The organism is Vreelandella profundi, from assembly GCF_019722725.1.
GTDB classification, from domain to species: Bacteria; Pseudomonadota; Gammaproteobacteria; order Pseudomonadales; family Halomonadaceae; genus Vreelandella; species Vreelandella profundi.
In genome coordinates this window covers 2,610,346-2,627,578 of the sequence record NZ_CP077941.1, presented here as the reverse complement: position 1 = coordinate 2,627,578, position 17,233 = coordinate 2,610,346, and the positions used below count along the sequence as shown (strand labels likewise).

Genomic DNA, 17,233 nt, shown 5'->3' with positions numbered 1-17,233 from the left:
TTTGCGTTCTATCGCCTAAGCGCTTACAGCGTGTAATAGGTGGCTGATCCGGGGCCAACGGGCAGCCCTAATAAGAAGACCCAGACAAAGAACAGCAGACTCCAGCCAATCAGCATAAAGAGCGTATAGGGCAGCATGATGGCGATCAGTGTTCCGATACCTAAGTCTTTACGATAGCGCGCCGCAATCGCCATGATTAATCCGAAATAGCTCATCATGGGCGTAATCAGGTTGGTCACTGAATCGCCGATCCGGTAGGCCGCTTGGATGACTTCTGGCGCATAGCCCATCAGCATTAGCATGGGCACAAAAATCGGTGCCGTTACGGCCCACTGAGCAGATGCGCTACCAAGCGATAGGTTGATAATCGCACACATCACAATGAACAAGGCAAATAAGCCTGGTCCGCTTAACCCAAGCGATTCTAATAGGCTTGCTCCCGCGACGGCGGTGACGGTGCCAAAATTACTCCAGTTGAATAGCGCCACAAACTGAGCGGCAAAAAATACCAGGACAATATACAGCCCGAGGCTGCTCATGCTCTTAGCCATGGCGTTTACGATATCGCAATCATTATGCATAGTGCCGGCAAGTCGACCGTAAACGAAGCCGAGGACGGTGAATAAAACCGCCACAATAACCACAATGCCGCGTAAGAAAGGCGAGCCGCTGACAAGACCTGTTTCCGGGTCGCGTAGAATCCCGTTCTCAGGGGCTATAGTGGCAACAAGCAGCGCAACAATCACCAGCATTGCTAGGCCAGTACCTTTCAAGGCTCGTTTTTCAATGCTGGATAGTCCTTCCATGCGCTGCTGGTCGATGTCATCTTCAGCGTAAGCAGGATCAAATTTGCCGAGTTTGGGCTCCACAATATACTCGGTCACTAGCCCACCAATGATGGTGACAAAGAAGGTGCTGACGAACATAAAGAACCAGTTAGCCTCGGCGCCGACCATATAAGTTGGGTCTAACAGATGCGCGGCTTCTTGGGTAATCCCAGATAGCAACGGGTCAACCGTGCCGATGAGCAGGTTGGCACTATAGCCTCCGGACACGCCGCAGAATGCCGCTGCTAAGCCAGCCAATGGGTGGCGTCCCAACGAGTGGAAGATCATGGCGGCTAGTGGGATAAGTACCACGTAGCCAAGCTCTGCGGCGGTGTTGGACATAATGCCTGCAAAGACTACGGCGTAGGTCACGATGCGCGGTGAGCGGTTAAGCACTAGGGCGCGCATGCTGGCGGAAAGTAGCCCCGAGTGTTCGGCAACCCCAACGCCCAGCATGGCCACGAGTACCGTGCCCAGTGGGGCAAATCCGGTAAAGTTAGTGACCATTTCGGTGATTAGGCGCCGCAAACCTTCGGCATTAAGCAATGAATTGACGGCAATCCATTCACCCTCATTGGCGGGCCTAGGGTCGGCCACAGAGACGCCCAGCGCCGCGGCAATGCCGCTAGCTACCACGACCAATACACACAGTATCGCAAAGAGCGTAACGGGGTGGGGCAGCAGATTCCCTAGCCACTCGACGCTATCCAAAAAACGCGTAAAAAAGCTTCGCTGCAGGTTTTTTCTATCATTTTCGGTTTTATTCATAAGGTTTATATCGTCAATGTGGATTTTTTTAGTAAAGACGTGCCGAAATAGCCTAGCGAGCGACATTACGTTGAAGCGTCGCGGGCCGCAAATGGCTTTTTGCATGACGAGATTTGAAAAATGAAACGCCGCCTTGGAAAGCCCAAGGCGGCGTTTAGAAATCGAGAAAGGAAACCGTTAGTTTGGCATCTGGCGCGCTTTATAAATGCGGCGGGCAAGTAGCAGTAGCTCAAGCGTGGCAAATAAAATTAAGCTGTAACCTAGCAGCTCCACCACTTCTTCTGCTATGTCTTTGAAGTCGCGAATGTAGTTGTCTTCGAGTACGGCGCGCCAAAAAATTTGCCGCCCATACAGGCGAGAAAACACATAAGTAGTGAGTAACCCGGCGGCAAACAGTCCGAAGGAAAAGGTGTTGCTGTAGTAAATGAACTCTTCCATAAAGCGGCGGCGTTGAATGACTACCCACGCAATAGAAGGGATGACGATGAGCGATACCACGACCTTCCATGTATCGTTGCCCACGTATTCATCAAAGAAATAGTCTTGCTCGCGCACCAGCGAAGCCGCAAGAAACGCGAACAAAAGCAGCGTCACCGTTGGCCATACGTTTAGCACCTGGCGCACGTAAATCAACATCAGGCAGCAGGTCGCCAGAATGATCGTTTGCGTAAACTCGGTGAATCCAAGCTCGGTAAAACGCACCGAGGGCAGGTAGATCGCTTCTAGATAAGCGCCTTGAGCGATGGCGCCAATAAACAGCAAATAAAGCGTCGCACGCAGTAGGGTCGCACGAAAATCGATGGGCAAAGCGGGAAGGGAAGACATACGACATCCTTATCTAGAAGAAGCGCCTTTGCAAAACAAACATGCATAGTTGAATGTTCATTATATCGTCACACGAATTTGCTTGCACGCCGGTATTGCGGTTAATCACTCGACGTTTGGTGGTTTGCCCTGCACAGTGTCTAACAGGTAAGCAATAACACCTTTGCGAGGCGTATTGGCTATGGCTATCAGCGTATTTGATCTTTTCCGAATTGGTATTGGTCCTTCAAGCTCACATACCGTAGGCCCGATGCGTGCAGCGCGAGATTTCGCCCTATCACTGAATGAGCAAACCGCCGTGACTCGGCTCGTTATTAGGCTGCAGGGGTCGCTTGCGGCTACCGGAATAGGCCATGGTACCGATCGCGCCGTCATTATGGGATTGATGGGCGAAGTGCCTGAAAGCGTTGATCCTGACAGCATTGACGTGCGGCTAAACGCTATCGATGACGGCGCCCTTCTGGTACTTGCGAACGGGCAGCAGCTCGCTTTTTCGCGCGCCGATGATATGGAATGGGATGAGTCCTGCCTGCCATTTCATCCTAACGCCATGGTCTTAAGCGCTTACTGCGATGACGCGCTGGTAGCGACCAATACGTTTTATTCTCTAGGCGGCGGTTTTTATGTCGACCAGGCGAAAGCCGATCAAGGGGATGTCGGTGAAGACAGTACGGCGTTGACTTATCCTTTCAATACGGCCGCCGAGTTGCTTGGCCTGTGTCAGCAGCATCAGCTGCGCATTAGCCAGCTAATGCTAGCGAACGAAAAAGCCTGGCGTAGCGAAGCGGCTATTCGTGAGGAGCTGCTCAGTATTTGGCACGCCATGAGTGACAGCATTGAGAATGGCTTACGCGCGACAGGACATTTGCCGGGTGGCCTAAATGTGCGCCGGCGCGCGCAGCTACTGCATCAGCAGTTGCTTCATCCGCCTGAAAACCAGCGCCTGATTGTATCGAGCTTTACGGTGATGGATTGGGTCAACGTCTTTGCGCTGGCGGTGAACGAAGAGAATGCCGCCGGGCGGCGTATGGTCACCGCGCCCACCAACGGTGCGGCAGGCATTGTGCCCGCTGTGTTGGCGTACTATTTGAAATTTGAGCCTGAGGCCAGCGAGGCTGACGTAGTGGACTTCCTGCTCACTGCCGGCGCCGTAGGTATTTTGTGCAAAAAGAACGCCTCTATTTCTGGTGCTGAGGTTGGCTGTCAAGGCGAAGTAGGCTCAGCCTGCGCAATGGCCGCTGCCGGGCTTGCTGAAGTGCTGGGCGGCTCCCCTGGGCAGGTGGAAAATGCCGCAGAGATCGGCTTGGAGCATAATCTTGGCTTAACCTGCGACCCGGTGGGTGGGTTGGTGCAAGTACCCTGTATTGAGCGCAATGCGATAGCGTCCGTCAAGGCGATCAACGCTGCGCGTATGGCTATGCACGGCGATGGTGAGCACTTTATATCGCTCGATAAAGTGATCCGTACGATGCGCGATACGGGCCGCGATATGCAGGACAAATATAAAGAAACGTCGAAAGGCGGGCTCGCGGTTAACGCGATTGAGTGCTAAATAGCAGCATGACGTTGCAGCGTAGTGTCGATATTGGCCACCAGATAATCAACCATTTGGCGGATCTTCGGCGATAGGTGACGATGGCGGGGATACACCGCCCATACCGCGGTATCGTGGTGTTGAAAAGGCTCAAGCACCGCTATTAGTTCGCCGCTGGCAAGGTAAGGTGCAACATAATAGTCGGGTAACTGTGCAAGCCCCAGCCCCTTGCGGGCGGCATCAAGTAGGGCGGGGCCGGAGTTGCCTGTCCAGCGGCCTTCGATACGCACTTCGCGGCGCTGGCCGTTCATATCAAATAGCCAGTTAGGCCGCGAGCCAATCAGGCAGCGGTGCTGGCTTAGCTCTCCCAGCGTGTGAGGGCGGGGTGCTTGGCGAAAATATTCTTTAGAGCCGACGATATATTCGCGCCGGTCGCACAGGCGCCTAGCGATCAAGCTAGAGTCCTTTAATACCCCCATCCGAATCGCAATATCGTACCCCTCATCAATTAGCTCGACCGGGCGATTAGTAAAGTGCATGTGAATGTCGAGCTGTGGATGTAGGCGCTGAAAGTCGTTAACTAGCGGGGCGATAAAGCGCTCGCCAAAGGTAGTGGCTGAGGTGAGTTTAAGTAGCCCGTTGGGCGTGGCCTGGAGTTCGCTAATCGCTTGCTCGGCATCGCGTAGCCCATCAAACAGATGACGACAGTGCTCAACGTAGATAGCCCCGGCATCGGTCAAGCGAATTTGCCGCGTGGTGCGATACAGTAGCTGCACGCCCAGCTGGTTTTCTAGCTGGCTGACTAAACGGCTGATGTGAGAAGTCGATACGTTTAGATGCCGAGCAGCGGCAGAAAATGTGCCCAATCGCACTACTTCCACAAATGCTTCGATGCGATTCCAGTGCTGCATGCTATTTCCTTGCCGTAACGACGATTGTTGCTGTGTGGCAATAATCTTGTGAGTATATCCCGGTTTATCAAGGCCTCCCAGCTGATCTACACTGCAATCACACCAATTACGTCAAACAGGCGGGCATTGCCTGCTGTTGGCGATGCATTAGGAGTTAGTCAATGAAGTCACGTGCAGCTGTTGCCTTGGAAGCGGGCAAGCCGCTTGAGCTGGTTGAAATTGATGTACAAGGCCCGAAAGCGGGCGAAGTGCTGGTGAAAATGGCTGCGACAAGCGTTTGCCACACCGATGCTTACACGCTTTCGGGTGCTGATCCAGAAGGTAATTTCCCCGCCGTACTTGGTCACGAAGGTGCCGGCGTTGTTCAAGAAGTTGGCGAGGGCGTTACGAGCCTTAAGCCGGGCGATCATGTTATTCCGCTTTACACCGCCGAGTGCGGCAAGTGTAAATTCTGTTTGTCGGGTAAAACTAACCTGTGCGGCAGCGTACGCGCCACCCAAGGTAAAGGCGTAATGCCTGACGGCACCTCGCGTTTTTCGCTAGGTGGCAAGATGCTTCATCACTACATGGGTACATCTACGTTCAGCGAGTATACCGTCTTGCCAGAAGTCTCCCTGGCGGTGGTATCTAAAGAAGCCCCCATGGATAAAATCTGCCTGCTGGGCTGTGGTGTGACTACTGGCATCGGTGCGGTACTGAATACCGCCAAGGTAGAACCGGGCGCTACGGTGGCGGTCTTTGGCCTGGGTGCTATCGGTTTAGCCGTTATTCAAGGTGCGGTGATGGCTAAAGCCGGGCGTATCATTGCTATTGACGTTAACGCTGACAAGTTTGAGCTGGCCAAGCAGTTTGGCGCCACCGACTGTGTGAATCCTAAAGATTACGCCGATTCTATTCAGCAGGTGATTGTCGATTTGACCGACGGTGGGGTCGACTACTCCTTTGAGTGCATCGGCAACGTCAATGTGATGCGCTCAGCGCTTGAATGCTGCCATAAGGGATGGGGCGAATCGATTGTGATTGGTGTCGCTGGGGCCGGTGAAGAGATCTCCACACGGCCGTTCCAGCTGGTGACCGGGCGTGTCTGGAAGGGTTCTGCCTTTGGTGGTGTTAAAGGGCGCAGCGAGCTGCCCGGCTACGTTGAGCGCTATATGAACGGTGAAATTAATATCGACGATTTTATTACCCACGACATGCCGTTCGAGAAAATCAACGAAGCGTTTGAGTTACTGCATGCGGGTAAGAGCATTCGTACCGTATTGCATTACTGAGTATCATTACTGAGACTATCGCTAGCATGTTTAAAACGCGGCGGGGAGACCTACCGCGTTTGCTGCATTTAGAGGAACCTGCCCATGAGCATGAGTGAAACTTTAGAACTGATGTCCGCCAATCGCAGTTTCGGTGGCTGGCATAAGCGCTACCGCCACTACTCCCGTGCGCTGGACTGCGACATGATTTTTTCGGTTTACCTACCGCCTCAAGCCGAAAATGATCGTGTGCCTATGCTTTGGTGGCTCTCTGGGCTGACGTGCAATGATGAAAATTTCATGCAGAAGTCGGGCGCTCATCGCGTGGCAGCCGAACTAGGTATTGCTATTGTTTGCCCCGATACCAGCCCACGAGGCACTGATTTGCCCGGCGAACATGAAAGCTACGATTTAGGTTCAGGCGCGGGCTTTTATGTGAATGCAACCGAAGCGCCATGGAAGCCTCACTATCGAATGTACGATTATTTAGTGGAAGAGCTGCCTTCTGTTGTACGCCAACATTTTCCGGTCAACGGGCGCGAATCGATTAGCGGCCACTCTATGGGTGGGCACGGGGCGCTAATTCTTGCGTTGCGTCATCCTGGGCGCTTCAGTTCAGTCTCGGCGTTTTCTCCGATCGTCAATCCGATGAACTGCCCGTGGGGCCAGCAAGCGTTTACTGCCTATCTGGGCGAGGATCAGTCACGTTGGCGCCAGTATGATGCTTGCGAACTTGTGGCTAACGGCGCATCGCGCCAGCGTCTGTTTATCGACCAAGGCGAAGCGGATCAATTCCTGGAAGAGCAGCTGCAGCCAGAGCGTTTAGAGGCCGTTTGCGAGGAGCACGATCATCCTCTAACGCTGCGCCGTCAACCTGGCTATGATCACAGCTACTTCTTCATTGCCTCGTTTATTGAGGACCATCTGCGCTATCATGCAGACCACCTCATGAAGCGTTAAGATCTAATTAAAAATAGGATAACGGGATGCTCAATCGCTCGCTGCGTCGTTTCATGCGTCTGCTATGGCGTTTTGTATGGCGCGGCGTTCTAGCGTTTGCGCTCCTCTCAGTGGCGATTGTGCTGCTTTTTAGCGCGGTTCCCCCGCCGGGATCAATGGTCATGGTCGAACGCAAAGTGCAGAGTTGGATTAACAGCGAGCCAATTCGCATACAGCGGCAGTGGCGCAGCTGGGATTCGCTTTCTGCGAATGCCAAGCTAGCGGTTATTGCCGCAGAAGATCAGCGTTTCCCTCATCACGGTGGATTTGATTTAGTGGAGCTGCGGCGGGCATTGCAGGCTAGCCAAGACGGTGGGCGGCTGCGCGGTGCTAGTACGCTTAGCCAACAAACGGCCAAGAACGTTTTTCTATGGACTGGGCGAAGCTGGGCGCGAAAGGGCTTAGAGGCGTGGTTTACGCTGCTGATTGAAGCGCTATGGAGCAAGCAGCGTATTCTGGAGGTGTATCTTAACGTGGCCGAGTGGGATAGCGGTGTGTTTGGCTTAGAGGCGGCTTCTCAGCATTATTTTGGCGTTTCTGGCAGCAGTCTTACTGAGCGGCAAGCAAGCCTGCTTGCCGCTATTTTGCCTAGTCCACGTACGCGTAGCGCTGCCCGCCCAGACGCCCAGGTTGAACGGCGCAGCCAGTGGATACGCCAGCAAATGCGCAATTTAGGTGGCCCAGGCTATTTGAATAACCTGTAAACGTTTTGCCGCTATGTTGCCTTGTGTCTGGGTTTTCGAATTACCATGACCACGCCGAGCAAGGCAATCAGCATGCCTCCCAGCCCTAACAGTGGGAGGCGTTCGTCAAATAGCCACCACGCTTGAAGCGCTGTGACCGGTGGAACCAGATAAAAAAGGCTTGCTACCCGCGAGGCTTCGCCCTTTTTTATCAATGCCATGAGCAGCAAAATAGCGGCGACTGAAAGAATCAGCACCAGCCATCCAAGCGTCAGCGCAAAGGTAATGGTCCATTCGACCTCGCGTGTTTCAAACAGCAGTGCCCCACCGCCCAGCAAAATGCCCGCTGCCAAATATTGAATAACAGCCCCTGAAAGCAGCGGCATACTGGTGCAGTAGCGTTTTTGGTACAGCGTGCCCACTGAAATACCTATTAAAGCAGCTGTGACACACAGCAGCGCGCTTATGCCGAAGCCATCGAAAAGCGATTCGCCAATCTCAAGCTTACTGCCCAGCACTAAGACGATGCCGATTAATCCCAGCATTAACCCCAGCCACTGGCGGCGAGTAAGCCGTTCACCTAAAAGCGGCCCCGCAAATGCCGCGGTCAGTAGCGGCTGAAGACCGACGAGAAGGGCCGCAAGGCCTGCGGGCATGCCTAAACTGATGCCATAAAAAACGCCGCCTAAGTAGGCCCCGTGAACCAAGCAGCCCGCTATCGCGATATGCGCCCACAGCGCCGGGGATGATGGCCAGGGAATACGCATCGCCACGACGAGAGGAGCTAGCAGCAATAGCGTTAGGACAAAACGAATAAACAAAAACGTAAAAGGTTCGGCATAGGGCAAGCCAAATTTCGCACCAATGAAGCCGGTACTCCATAGCAGCACAAAAAGAATGGGCATTGCCGTCAGTCCTAACGAGGTTCGGTCTATTCTTTTCAAGCTATTGAAATTCATTGCTTTAATTTTCCTGGGAAGATGGGCATAAGCGCGTTGAAGTTACTTATTGTTCTTTTTGTTACTAACTTTTACATCATAAATTGAACCTGCTTGGATACGGCGCGTCACAGTTGGCACATCCATAACGTGTGAATGAGGTTTCTTATTATGCAACGTATAACTGCTCTGTTCTCTGCTGCCCTACTTGCTACTGGTCTGATGACGGCTACTGCCCAAGCCCAGCAAGAGCAAGACCCAGCACAAGATCCGATGGCCACACAGCAAGCAGCGCCAGCTCAGGATTTTTCTGACGATCAGCTCCAGCAGTTTGCCGATGCTTCTCAAGAAATTGCGGTAGTTTCGCAAGAGTACACTCAGCGTCTGCAGGAAGCGGAAGATGAATCAGCGCAGCAGGAAGTGCGCACTGAAGCCAACGACCGAATGATCGAAGTGGTTGAAGACAGCGGCCTAGATGTTGATACCTTCAACGCTATTGGTCAATCCATCCAGCAAGATCCAGAGATGATGCAGCGCGTTCAAGAAATGGCCGGTCAATCATAAGGTCGATGACCGATATCCGCTGGCATTATTTTTGATTTGATTCGCAAAAATTAATATCAGTGTGGCCTTCGCCACTCAAAGCCCGGTGCTATTAGCACCGGGCTTTTTGCTGTTGACTGCTTTTATTATCCCCATAGGGTTTACCTCCAGGGGCCACCACTACACAATTCATCTTAACTTTTGAACGTTACGCTTTAGGAGACTCCATGGACGTTGAGCTGTTAGAAATACGCCAGCATATGGGGCGGTTCCCGCCTTTCGACGGCCTGTCGGATGATCTTCTTGATGCGATTGCCGAGCAGGTAGAAGTCAGCTACTTCAAAAATGGCAGCACGATTTTAGTGCTTAACGAGACGCTCAACGATTTGTGCTATATCCGTAGCGGCGCTGTTGAGGTCTATCGCAGCAAGGGAGAGCTATATAACCGCTTGGGTGAGGGCGATATTTTTGGTCACTTTAGCCTGCTGCGTAATCATAAAGTGCGCTTCCCCGCAGAGGCTATCGAAGATACGTTGATCTACTTTATTCCTAATGCGGTGTTCCAGCGGCTATGTGAAGAAGACGATAATTTCGCCGACTTTGTCGAGCTTGAGCGGCCAAGATTAGAAACGATCGCTGAGCAGCAAAAAAAGTCTAACGATATGATGGTCACGCGGATACGCAAGCTGCTTACCCGGTATCCGGTGATGGTTGAAACCTCGACCAGCGTTCAGCTTGCCGCACAGCAGATGAGTGAAGCACAGGCCTCTGCGCTACTGGTCATCAAAGAAGGCAGTGATAACCCGCGCTTCAGCTTCCAAGACAGCGAAGGCCGCACCTGGCAAATGTGCGGCATTCTTACCGATAGCGATTTTCGTACCCGCGTGGTGGCTGATGGCCTATCGCCGCAAACGCCGGTAGGCGAGGTGATTTCCTCACGGCTCATCACTGTTCAATCCGATGCTTCCGTCAACGAAGCCATGCTGACGATGCTGCGTAATAACGTCCACCACTTGCCAGTGCTGTATCGCCAGCGCCCCGTCGGCGTCGTACATTTATCCGATATTATCCGCTATGAAACACACAGCGGACTCTATTTGGTCAGCAATATCTTTAACCAATCAAGCGCTCAGGGGCTTGCGCGCTTAGCGCCGGATGTGAGAGCCGCGTTTGTGCGTATGGTGCAAGAGGGCGCTAACTCTCAGATGGTCGGCAGCGCACTCTCAACGATTGGGCGTAGTTTCACAAGAAGACTGTTGGAAATGGCTGAAGCCGAGCTTGGGCCTCCGCCTGTTCCTTATTGCTTTATGGTTAATGGCTCTATGGCGCGCAACGAACAGAGCATTGTCACGGATCAGGACAATGCGTTGATCCTTTCTGATGAGTTTAACCCTGAGCAGCACGATGAGTATTTTCTCGCCATGGCAAAAATTGTCAGCGATGGCCTAGATGCCTGTGGCTACACCTATTGCAAAGGCGACGTGATGGCCACCAATACGCAATGGCGCCAGCCGCTGAGCGTTTGGAAACGTTACTTCCAAGATTGGATGGCCAATCCAACGCCGGAAAGACTGCTACATAGCTCGATTTTCTTCGATTTGGATAGCTGCTATGGCGAGGATCACTATGTGGAAGCGCTGCAAGATCAGATTGCCCAGACGGCGCCCCAGTCGCCTCTATTTTTAGCCGCTATGGCGCGTAATGCGTTAAACCGCACGCCGCCGTTGGGATTTTTTCGCACCTTTGTGATGGAGCAAGACGGTAAGCACAATAACTCTATCAATCTTAAGCGGAGAGGCACCGCGCCGATGGTAGATTTGGTTCGAATACACGCCTTGGCATGTGGTTCTAAAGCCCAAAACTCATTTCAGCGTTTGAACGACATCAGCCAAACGCAGCTATTGGCGACCGGCATGAGCGACAAGTTGAGCTACGCGTTTGAGTTTTTATGTATGTCGCGGCTGCGCCATCAGATGATTGATCTGCAGGAGGATCGACTGCCGGATAACAATATCGAGCCAGAAAATGTTGAAGATAGCGAACGTCACACGCTGAAAGATGCTTTCCAAGTGCTCAGTAACGCACAGAAATTTTTAAAATTCCGCTACCCAATGCCCGCTCAGCGGCAGGGGCGTTAGGATGCATGGAATACGCCCACGGCAAAAAATAACCCAGGCCGACTGGGCAGGCTATATGGCTCAGCGGTTAGAGAAAGCACATAATCCGGCTATTCAAAATTTCTTTGGGACGTTACTTCCAGACCCTGATACCCCCATTTCACAGGTGCCCATGGTGGCGCTAGATATGGAAACCACCGGGCTCGATGAGAGGCGGCATGCGATCGTAAGCGTTGGCATTGTGCCGTTTACGCTAGACCGTATAAAGCTTGCCGAACGACGCTATTGGGTCGTTAACCCCTCGCGCCCGTTGGCAGAAGCGTCCATTGCCTATCATCACATTACGCACTCCGAAATTGCGCAGGCACCGGACTTAGAAGCAATACTAGACGAGCTGTTGATGCAGCTAGCCGGGCGCTTAGTCGTGGTGCATTTTCGCAATATTGAGCGGCCCTTTTTAGATGCGGCCGTTAATGCGCGTCGTGGGGAAGGGGTGCTGTTTCCAATGATTGATACGATGTCACTGGAAGCTAGGCTACATCGTCAAACGCTATGGGCCCGCTTTCGTCGTTGGCTGGGCCGCCCACCGGTTTCAATACGCCTGAATGCTAGCCGTGAGCGCTATGGGCTGCCTGTTTATCAAGGGCACCATGCGCTGGTGGATGCCTTGGCGACGGCGGAGTTGCTGCAGGCACAGATTGCCACTCACTATCGACCGGAAACGCCATTGAAAGATCTATGGTGCTGAACATAAGGTTGAAAGGCTAGAAAGCAAAACGGGCAACCCAGAGGGTTGCCCGTTTGCATAGCAGCGATAGTACTTAAGACAGTCCTTAAGATAGTCCTTAAGATTGTACTTAAGACCGTACTTAAACCGCTTTAGGCTCGCTCATTAATCCTTTGACGATGGCATAACACGCCACCAGCAGGATAATAGTGAACGGGAAGCCGGTAGATACCGCCATGGTCTGCAGCGCGGTTAGGCCACCGCCTAGTAGCAGAGCAATCGCAATGGCACCCTCAATGATCGCCCAGAACACGCGCTGTGGCGTAGGCGCATCTACTTTGCCGCCAGCCGTGATTGAGTCAATGACAAGAGAGCCTGAGTCAGACGACGTCACAAAGAAGATAATCACCAGCAAAATAGCGATGAAAGAGGTGATTTGCGACAGCGGCAGCTGCTCCAGCATGATGAAGAGCTGTAGATCGACGCCTGCATCACGAACGGCCGTAATACCCTGGCTCACAAATTGATCAATGGCAGTGCCGCCAAAGGTGGTCATCCACAGTACCGATACCACCGAAGGTATTAGCAGCACTGAAATCAAAAACTCACGTACCGTACGACCGCGTGATACCCGCGCGATAAACATGCCGACGTAAGGGGACCAGGAAATCCACCACGCCCAGTAGAAGGCCGTCCAGCCTTGGCTGAAGCTCGCGTCTTCACGGCCAAACGGGTTTGATAGCGCCGGCAAGTGAACCGCATAGCTCCAGAGGTTCTCAAAGAAGCCGGTTAAAATCAGCATCGTCGGGCCGACTACAATCACAAACAAAAGCAGCAGCGCCGCCATGGCGATGTTGATCTTGGAGAGCAACTGCACGCCCTTGTCGACGCCCGCCACAATTGAGCCAATGGCGACAACCGTAATGCCGACAATGAGCAGGATCATCGTGACATCGCTTTCAGGGGCGCCGAACAGGTAGGTTAGACCCGCGGCTGCTTGACTGGCACCCAACCCCAACGACGTCGCCAAGCCAAATAGCGACGCAAACACCGCTAAAATATCAATCACATGGCCTGGCCAGCCCCAAACGCGCTCACCCAAAATTGGGTAAAACACGGAACGCATGGAAAGTGGCAGGCCTTTGTTAAATGCGAACAGCGCTAGCGACAGCGCCACAATCGCGTAAATCGCCCAAGGGTGTAAACCCCAGTGATAGATAGTCGCCGCCATGGCAAGTGTTGCAGCACCGGCAGGATCACCTTCGGCACCGCCTAGTGGCGCCCAGTCTCCGCCATTTAGAGACGTGCCAAAATGCGTTAGCGGCTCATTGACGCCGAAGAACATCAGGCCAATGCCCATGCCCGCGGCAAACAGCATTGAAAACCAGCCCATGTAGGTATAGTCAGGCTTGGCATCGGCACCACCAATGCGAATTTTACCTAATGGCGAGAAAATCAGGCCAATGCAGAGAATGACGAATATATTCGCCGCTGACATGAAAAACCACGCTAAATTACCGGTCAGAAAACCGAAAATAGCGTCATAAATAGGCGCGATAGTGTCTTGCAGCGCCAGTGTTAATACCACAAACAGCAGGACGACTATCGCCGAAATGCTGAACACCTTACCGTGTAGGTCAAGATTGAAACCCATGGTAGTGGTGGTAATGTTGTCCTGACCGATCACGTAATCCGTGTCGATAAGGTTAGCCGCGCCATCTGGGGCGCGTATGCCCTCAGAGCTTGGCTCTTCAGGGGAGCGTTTATCGTCGTGGTTATCCACAGGAGCCTCTCTATGGCGAGCAGAAAAATAGGTCGTACAGAAACCAAAATGTGGTCGTCGACCGACATCGAATGATGCGTGGTTAGGCGGCCACAATAGCAAATCTGTTGGCAGAGCATTCAACGTATTATGCGTCGCCTTGCATAATAAATAGATTTACAACGACGGCAGAGGGCAAAAGCCCTCTGCCGTCGTATCGACAAGCTTTTCTAGCTGTCCAGCCTTAGCTGTCCAGCCACTGCTCAACTACGTCTTGGTTGTCTTCAACCCACTGTTTGGCATTTTCATAAGGATCGCTTCCATCTTCCTGGTTGAGAAGCATGACTTCGCCCATCTGCTCCGGTGTCCACTCGAAGGCATCGAGAATTGCATAGGCTTCAGGCATGTCATCTTCGAGACCTTGACGAACGACCGTATGGATCTGCTCCGCACCGCCGTAGACATTTTCCGGATCATCTAGGTATTTAAGGTCAAAACGAGCGAACATCCAGTGAGGCGTCCAACCGGTAACAACGATGTTTTCTTCGTTGTTGATGGCGCTAGAGAGTGCCGCTGTCATGGTGGCACCACTACCACTACGCAGATCCAGATCGAGGTCATAGGTATCCACAACCTTTTCGGACAGCGCCATTAAGCCTGCACCGGGGTCAATACCGATGATCTCGCCATTAAAACTGTCGGCGTTATCGTTAAGATCAGCAATGGAGTCGATATCGGCGTACTCGGGTACGACGAGGCCAAGTTTAGTACCGTCTAAATTAGCGCCCAGATTTTCAATGTTATCACCTAAGCGGTTCATGTATTCGGCGTGAGTGGTCGGCAGCCAAGCGGCAACGATAGCGTCTGCATCACCCGTAGAAAGTGCTTGGAACATGGCTGCTGCTGAGAGAGAAGTAAGGTCAACCTCATAGCCCGCTTGTTCAAGCACGGCAGCAATAACGTTGGTGGAAGCAACTTCAGATGACCACTCCACATAGGCCAGGTTAATCGAGCCTTTGTCTTCTTCGGCTTGCGCCGCGCTGCTAACCGCGATACCGGTGCCGGCTAATAGTGCCAGCGAGGCCATACGGATACGGAGGTTCAATGTGCGATGTTTCATTCACGTTCTCCCTTGGGTATAGATTTATTAATGTGTCGTTCTACTGCTAATTGCGTTATTGACGCGTTTTTCTGAGCGACTGCGTTAAGCGATCAAGCAACATCGCCAGAATGACGACCGCAATACCTGCTTCAAAACCATCACCGGGGCGCAGGCGTTGAATGGCGCGCCACACCTCGCTGCCTAAACCATCTGCACCAATCATTGCGGCAATCACCACCATGGAAAGGGCGAGCATAATGGTTTGGTTGATACCAGCCATCACCGTCGGTAACGAGAGCGGCAGCTGTACTTTAAATAGTTTCTGGCTCCGCGTTGCGCCATAGGCGTCGGCGGCTTCAATCAGCTCTACCGGTACTTGGCGAATGCCTAGCGTTGTAAATCGTATCGCTGGCGGCATGGAGAAAATAACGGTCGCGAAAATGGCCGATACCGAGCCAATGCCGAAAAAGGGAATCGCGGGAATCAAATATACGAAGGCCGGCATGGTCTGCATGAAATCCAGCGTCGGCATAATGAACCGATAAAGTCGGTCCGATAAAGCCGCGGTAATGCCTACCGGTAGCGCGATAATCACGGCAACGAAGGTGGCAAAAACGACCAGCGTGAGCGTCTCAATCATGGGATTCCAAAGCCCCAGATTCCAAATCAGCGCTAGGCCCGCAATGGCGCCGATGGCTAAGCGAGTGCCAGCCAGTTTCCAGCACAAGAGCGCGATCAGCGCCAGCAACGCCCATTCAGGTAGCCACATTAAGCTGTCGTTTAAGACATCAATGCCGGTTTGAGTGAAGCGCGAGATGCCCCGGGTTACCGATGAGTATTCGCTGGTTAGCCATGTGAGGCCCGTTTCGATCCAACTGCCAAGCGGAATGCGAGGGATATCCATTATTGCTCTCCTGCTCGTGCCAGTTCATCAAGTACCGCGCCTTTTACCACCACGCCAAGCAGCTGCTGTTGCTGATCAGTCACGGCGATGGGGAAGCTTTTTTCACTGAACATGGCAAACAGATTGTGCAGCGGTTCGTCCATGGGGACTTTGCGGAAATCTTGGGTTAAGTAGGGGATGATTGAGCTGGAGCCTTCCTCAATCGCGCGGCTAGCCGCATCGGCCTCTAATAAACCGAGCAGGCGACGGTCACGGTCGATAACATAAATAGAGTCGATGCTATGGTCACGCATACGGTGTAGCGCAGTGCGCGGGCCATCGCTATCGCGAGCGGTCGAGCGCAATGGGCGCATAGCACTTTCAGCGGTTAATATGCGCGCGCGGTCAACGCCTTGGATAAAGCGCCGCACATAGTCATCTGCCGGCTGGGTGAGAATCTCTTCGGGCGTGCCAATTTGCACGACTTCGCCATCTTTCAGCAGCACGATCCGGTCGCCAATGTTGAGCGCCTCATCAAGATCGTGAGTGATGAACACCGTGGTCTTTTGCATTTTAGACTGTAGCTGCAAAAGCTCTTGCTGCATGTCTTTGCGAATCAGCGGGTCGAGTGCCGAAAAGGCCTCGTCCATTAACAGCACCGTCGCATCGTTGGCCAGCGCGCGCGCTAAGCCAACGCGCTGCTGCATGCCGCCAGAAAGCTGGTTGGGATAAGCATCCTCCCATCCTTCAAGACCAACCTGCTGGAGCGAACGGTGGGCAATTTTATGCCGTTCTGTCTTCTCAACGCCGCGAATTTCTAGGCCAAATTCAGCATTCTGCTGAACGGTCCGGTGAGGGAAAAGCGCAAAATTTTGAAATACCATTGAAAAGTGGCGGCGACGGCATTCTAACAGCGCCTTTTCTTTTAAGGTTGGAATGTTCTCACCGTCGATGATGATCTCACCTTCAGTGGTTTCAATAAGACGGTTGAGGCAGCGGATCAGCGTTGATTTGCCGGAGCCTGATAGTCCCATGATGACAAGCAGCTCTCCCTCATAGACATCAAAGGAGATATTAGAAAGCCCGAGTGTCTGGCCTGTTTTTTCCAGAATCTCTGGACGCTTCATGCCTTGATTGCGAAGCTCAATGGCTTTTTGGGGATGCTTGCCAAAGACTTTGCTTAAACCGCGCACTTGAATTTTGACGGGTCGTGTTTGATCCATCGACGATGCCTTTTTGTTGAGCAGATTAGCCGTGTAGCGTCACTCCGGTTAGACCACCTGGATGAGAGGGATCACGACAATGGAGGCAGCGATACACGGTATTCATAAAAAAATAAGAGATTCAGCTGAGTAATTTATTAA

15 protein-coding genes are annotated in these 17,233 nt (G+C 52.7%); 7 read left to right on the top strand and 8 right to left on the bottom strand.

What is annotated here, in order from left to right; genetic code table 11:
• Positions 1-23: 23 nt before the first annotated feature.
• Positions 24-1,595 carry an AbgT family transporter gene (locus KUO20_RS12015; RefSeq protein WP_235040091.1) on the bottom strand — a complete coding sequence of 524 codons (1,572 nt, stop codon included), beginning with the start codon at positions 1,593-1,595 and terminating at the stop codon, positions 24-26.
• 177 nt (positions 1,596-1,772) lie between these two features.
• Complete coding sequence (locus KUO20_RS12010; RefSeq protein WP_235040090.1) at positions 1,773-2,420, bottom strand: hypothetical protein; 648 nt, start codon at positions 2,418-2,420, stop codon at positions 1,773-1,775.
• Between the two features lie 181 nt (positions 2,421-2,601).
• On the opposite strand from KUO20_RS12010, the gene KUO20_RS12005 reads away from it, so the two are divergent.
• A complete protein-coding gene (locus tag KUO20_RS12005; protein WP_235040089.1) occupies positions 2,602-3,972 on the top strand; it encodes an L-serine ammonia-lyase in 1,371 nt (456 codons plus the stop codon).
• On the opposite strand, the gene KUO20_RS12000 is transcribed toward KUO20_RS12005, so the two are convergent.
• Positions 3,969-4,865, bottom strand: a complete 897-nt coding sequence (locus KUO20_RS12000; protein WP_235040088.1) for a LysR family transcriptional regulator — start codon at positions 4,863-4,865, stop codon at positions 3,969-3,971. The two genes, KUO20_RS12005 and KUO20_RS12000, sit on opposite strands and share 4 nt — an antisense overlap.
• Positions 4,866-5,026: 161 nt before the next feature.
• Here KUO20_RS12000 and KUO20_RS11995 point away from each other — a divergent pair, with 161 nt between their 5' ends.
• The 3 genes from KUO20_RS11995 to mtgA all read left to right on the top strand — a co-directional run bounded on the left by KUO20_RS11995 (position 5,027) and on the right by mtgA (position 7,818).
• A complete protein-coding gene (locus tag KUO20_RS11995) occupies positions 5,027-6,136 on the top strand; it encodes an S-(hydroxymethyl)glutathione dehydrogenase/class III alcohol dehydrogenase (RefSeq protein ID WP_235040087.1) in 1,110 nt (369 codons plus the stop codon).
• 84 nt (positions 6,137-6,220) lie between these two features.
• Complete coding sequence (fghA, locus tag KUO20_RS11990; RefSeq protein WP_235040086.1) at positions 6,221-7,075, top strand: S-formylglutathione hydrolase; 855 nt, start codon at positions 6,221-6,223, stop codon at positions 7,073-7,075.
• 26 nt (positions 7,076-7,101) lie between these two features.
• The gene (mtgA, locus tag KUO20_RS11985; protein WP_235040085.1) at positions 7,102-7,818 is read left to right on the top strand and encodes a monofunctional biosynthetic peptidoglycan transglycosylase; all 717 of its coding nucleotides are present in this window, start codon (positions 7,102-7,104) and stop codon (positions 7,816-7,818) included.
• Between the two features lie 11 nt (positions 7,819-7,829).
• Here mtgA and KUO20_RS11980 read toward each other — a convergent pair whose 3' ends face one another.
• The gene (locus tag KUO20_RS11980) at positions 7,830-8,702 is read right to left on the bottom strand and encodes a DMT family transporter (RefSeq protein ID WP_235040084.1); all 873 of its coding nucleotides are present in this window, start codon (positions 8,700-8,702) and stop codon (positions 7,830-7,832) included.
• A gap of 204 nt (positions 8,703-8,906) precedes the next feature.
• Between KUO20_RS11980 and KUO20_RS11975 the strand changes: the two genes are divergently transcribed.
• The 3 genes from KUO20_RS11975 to KUO20_RS11965 all read left to right on the top strand — a co-directional run bounded on the left by KUO20_RS11975 (position 8,907) and on the right by KUO20_RS11965 (position 12,143).
• Positions 8,907-9,299, top strand: a complete 393-nt coding sequence (locus KUO20_RS11975) for a DUF4168 domain-containing protein (protein ID WP_235040083.1) — start codon at positions 8,907-8,909, stop codon at positions 9,297-9,299.
• A 206-nt stretch (positions 9,300-9,505) separates the two neighbouring features.
• On the top strand, positions 9,506-11,416 hold the full coding sequence (locus KUO20_RS11970; protein ID WP_235040082.1) for a DUF294 nucleotidyltransferase-like domain-containing protein: 1,911 nt from the start codon (positions 9,506-9,508) through the stop codon (positions 11,414-11,416).
• Between the two features lies 1 nt (position 11,417).
• Entirely contained in the window at positions 11,418-12,143 is a 726-nt protein-coding gene (locus KUO20_RS11965; protein ID WP_235040081.1) for a 3'-5' exonuclease, read from the top strand.
• 121 nt (positions 12,144-12,264) lie between these two features.
• On the opposite strand, the gene KUO20_RS11960 is transcribed toward KUO20_RS11965, so the two are convergent.
• From KUO20_RS11960 to KUO20_RS11945, 4 genes are all read right to left on the bottom strand, one after another.
• Complete coding sequence (locus tag KUO20_RS11960) at positions 12,265-13,905, bottom strand: BCCT family transporter (RefSeq protein ID WP_235040080.1); 1,641 nt, start codon at positions 13,903-13,905, stop codon at positions 12,265-12,267.
• A gap of 223 nt (positions 13,906-14,128) precedes the next feature.
• Positions 14,129-15,004, bottom strand: a complete 876-nt coding sequence (locus KUO20_RS11955) for a glycine betaine ABC transporter substrate-binding protein (RefSeq protein ID WP_235040079.1) — start codon at positions 15,002-15,004, stop codon at positions 14,129-14,131.
• 55 nt (positions 15,005-15,059) lie between these two features.
• Positions 15,060-15,890: an ABC transporter permease gene (locus KUO20_RS11950; RefSeq protein ID WP_235040078.1), complete on the bottom strand. Its 831-nt coding sequence runs from the start codon at positions 15,888-15,890 to the stop codon at positions 15,060-15,062.
• A complete protein-coding gene (locus KUO20_RS11945) occupies positions 15,890-17,092 on the bottom strand; it encodes a quaternary amine ABC transporter ATP-binding protein (RefSeq protein ID WP_235040077.1) in 1,203 nt (400 codons plus the stop codon). The genes KUO20_RS11950 and KUO20_RS11945 overlap by 1 nt, the downstream gene beginning before the upstream one ends.
• Between the last annotated feature and the right edge of the window lie 141 nt (positions 17,093-17,233).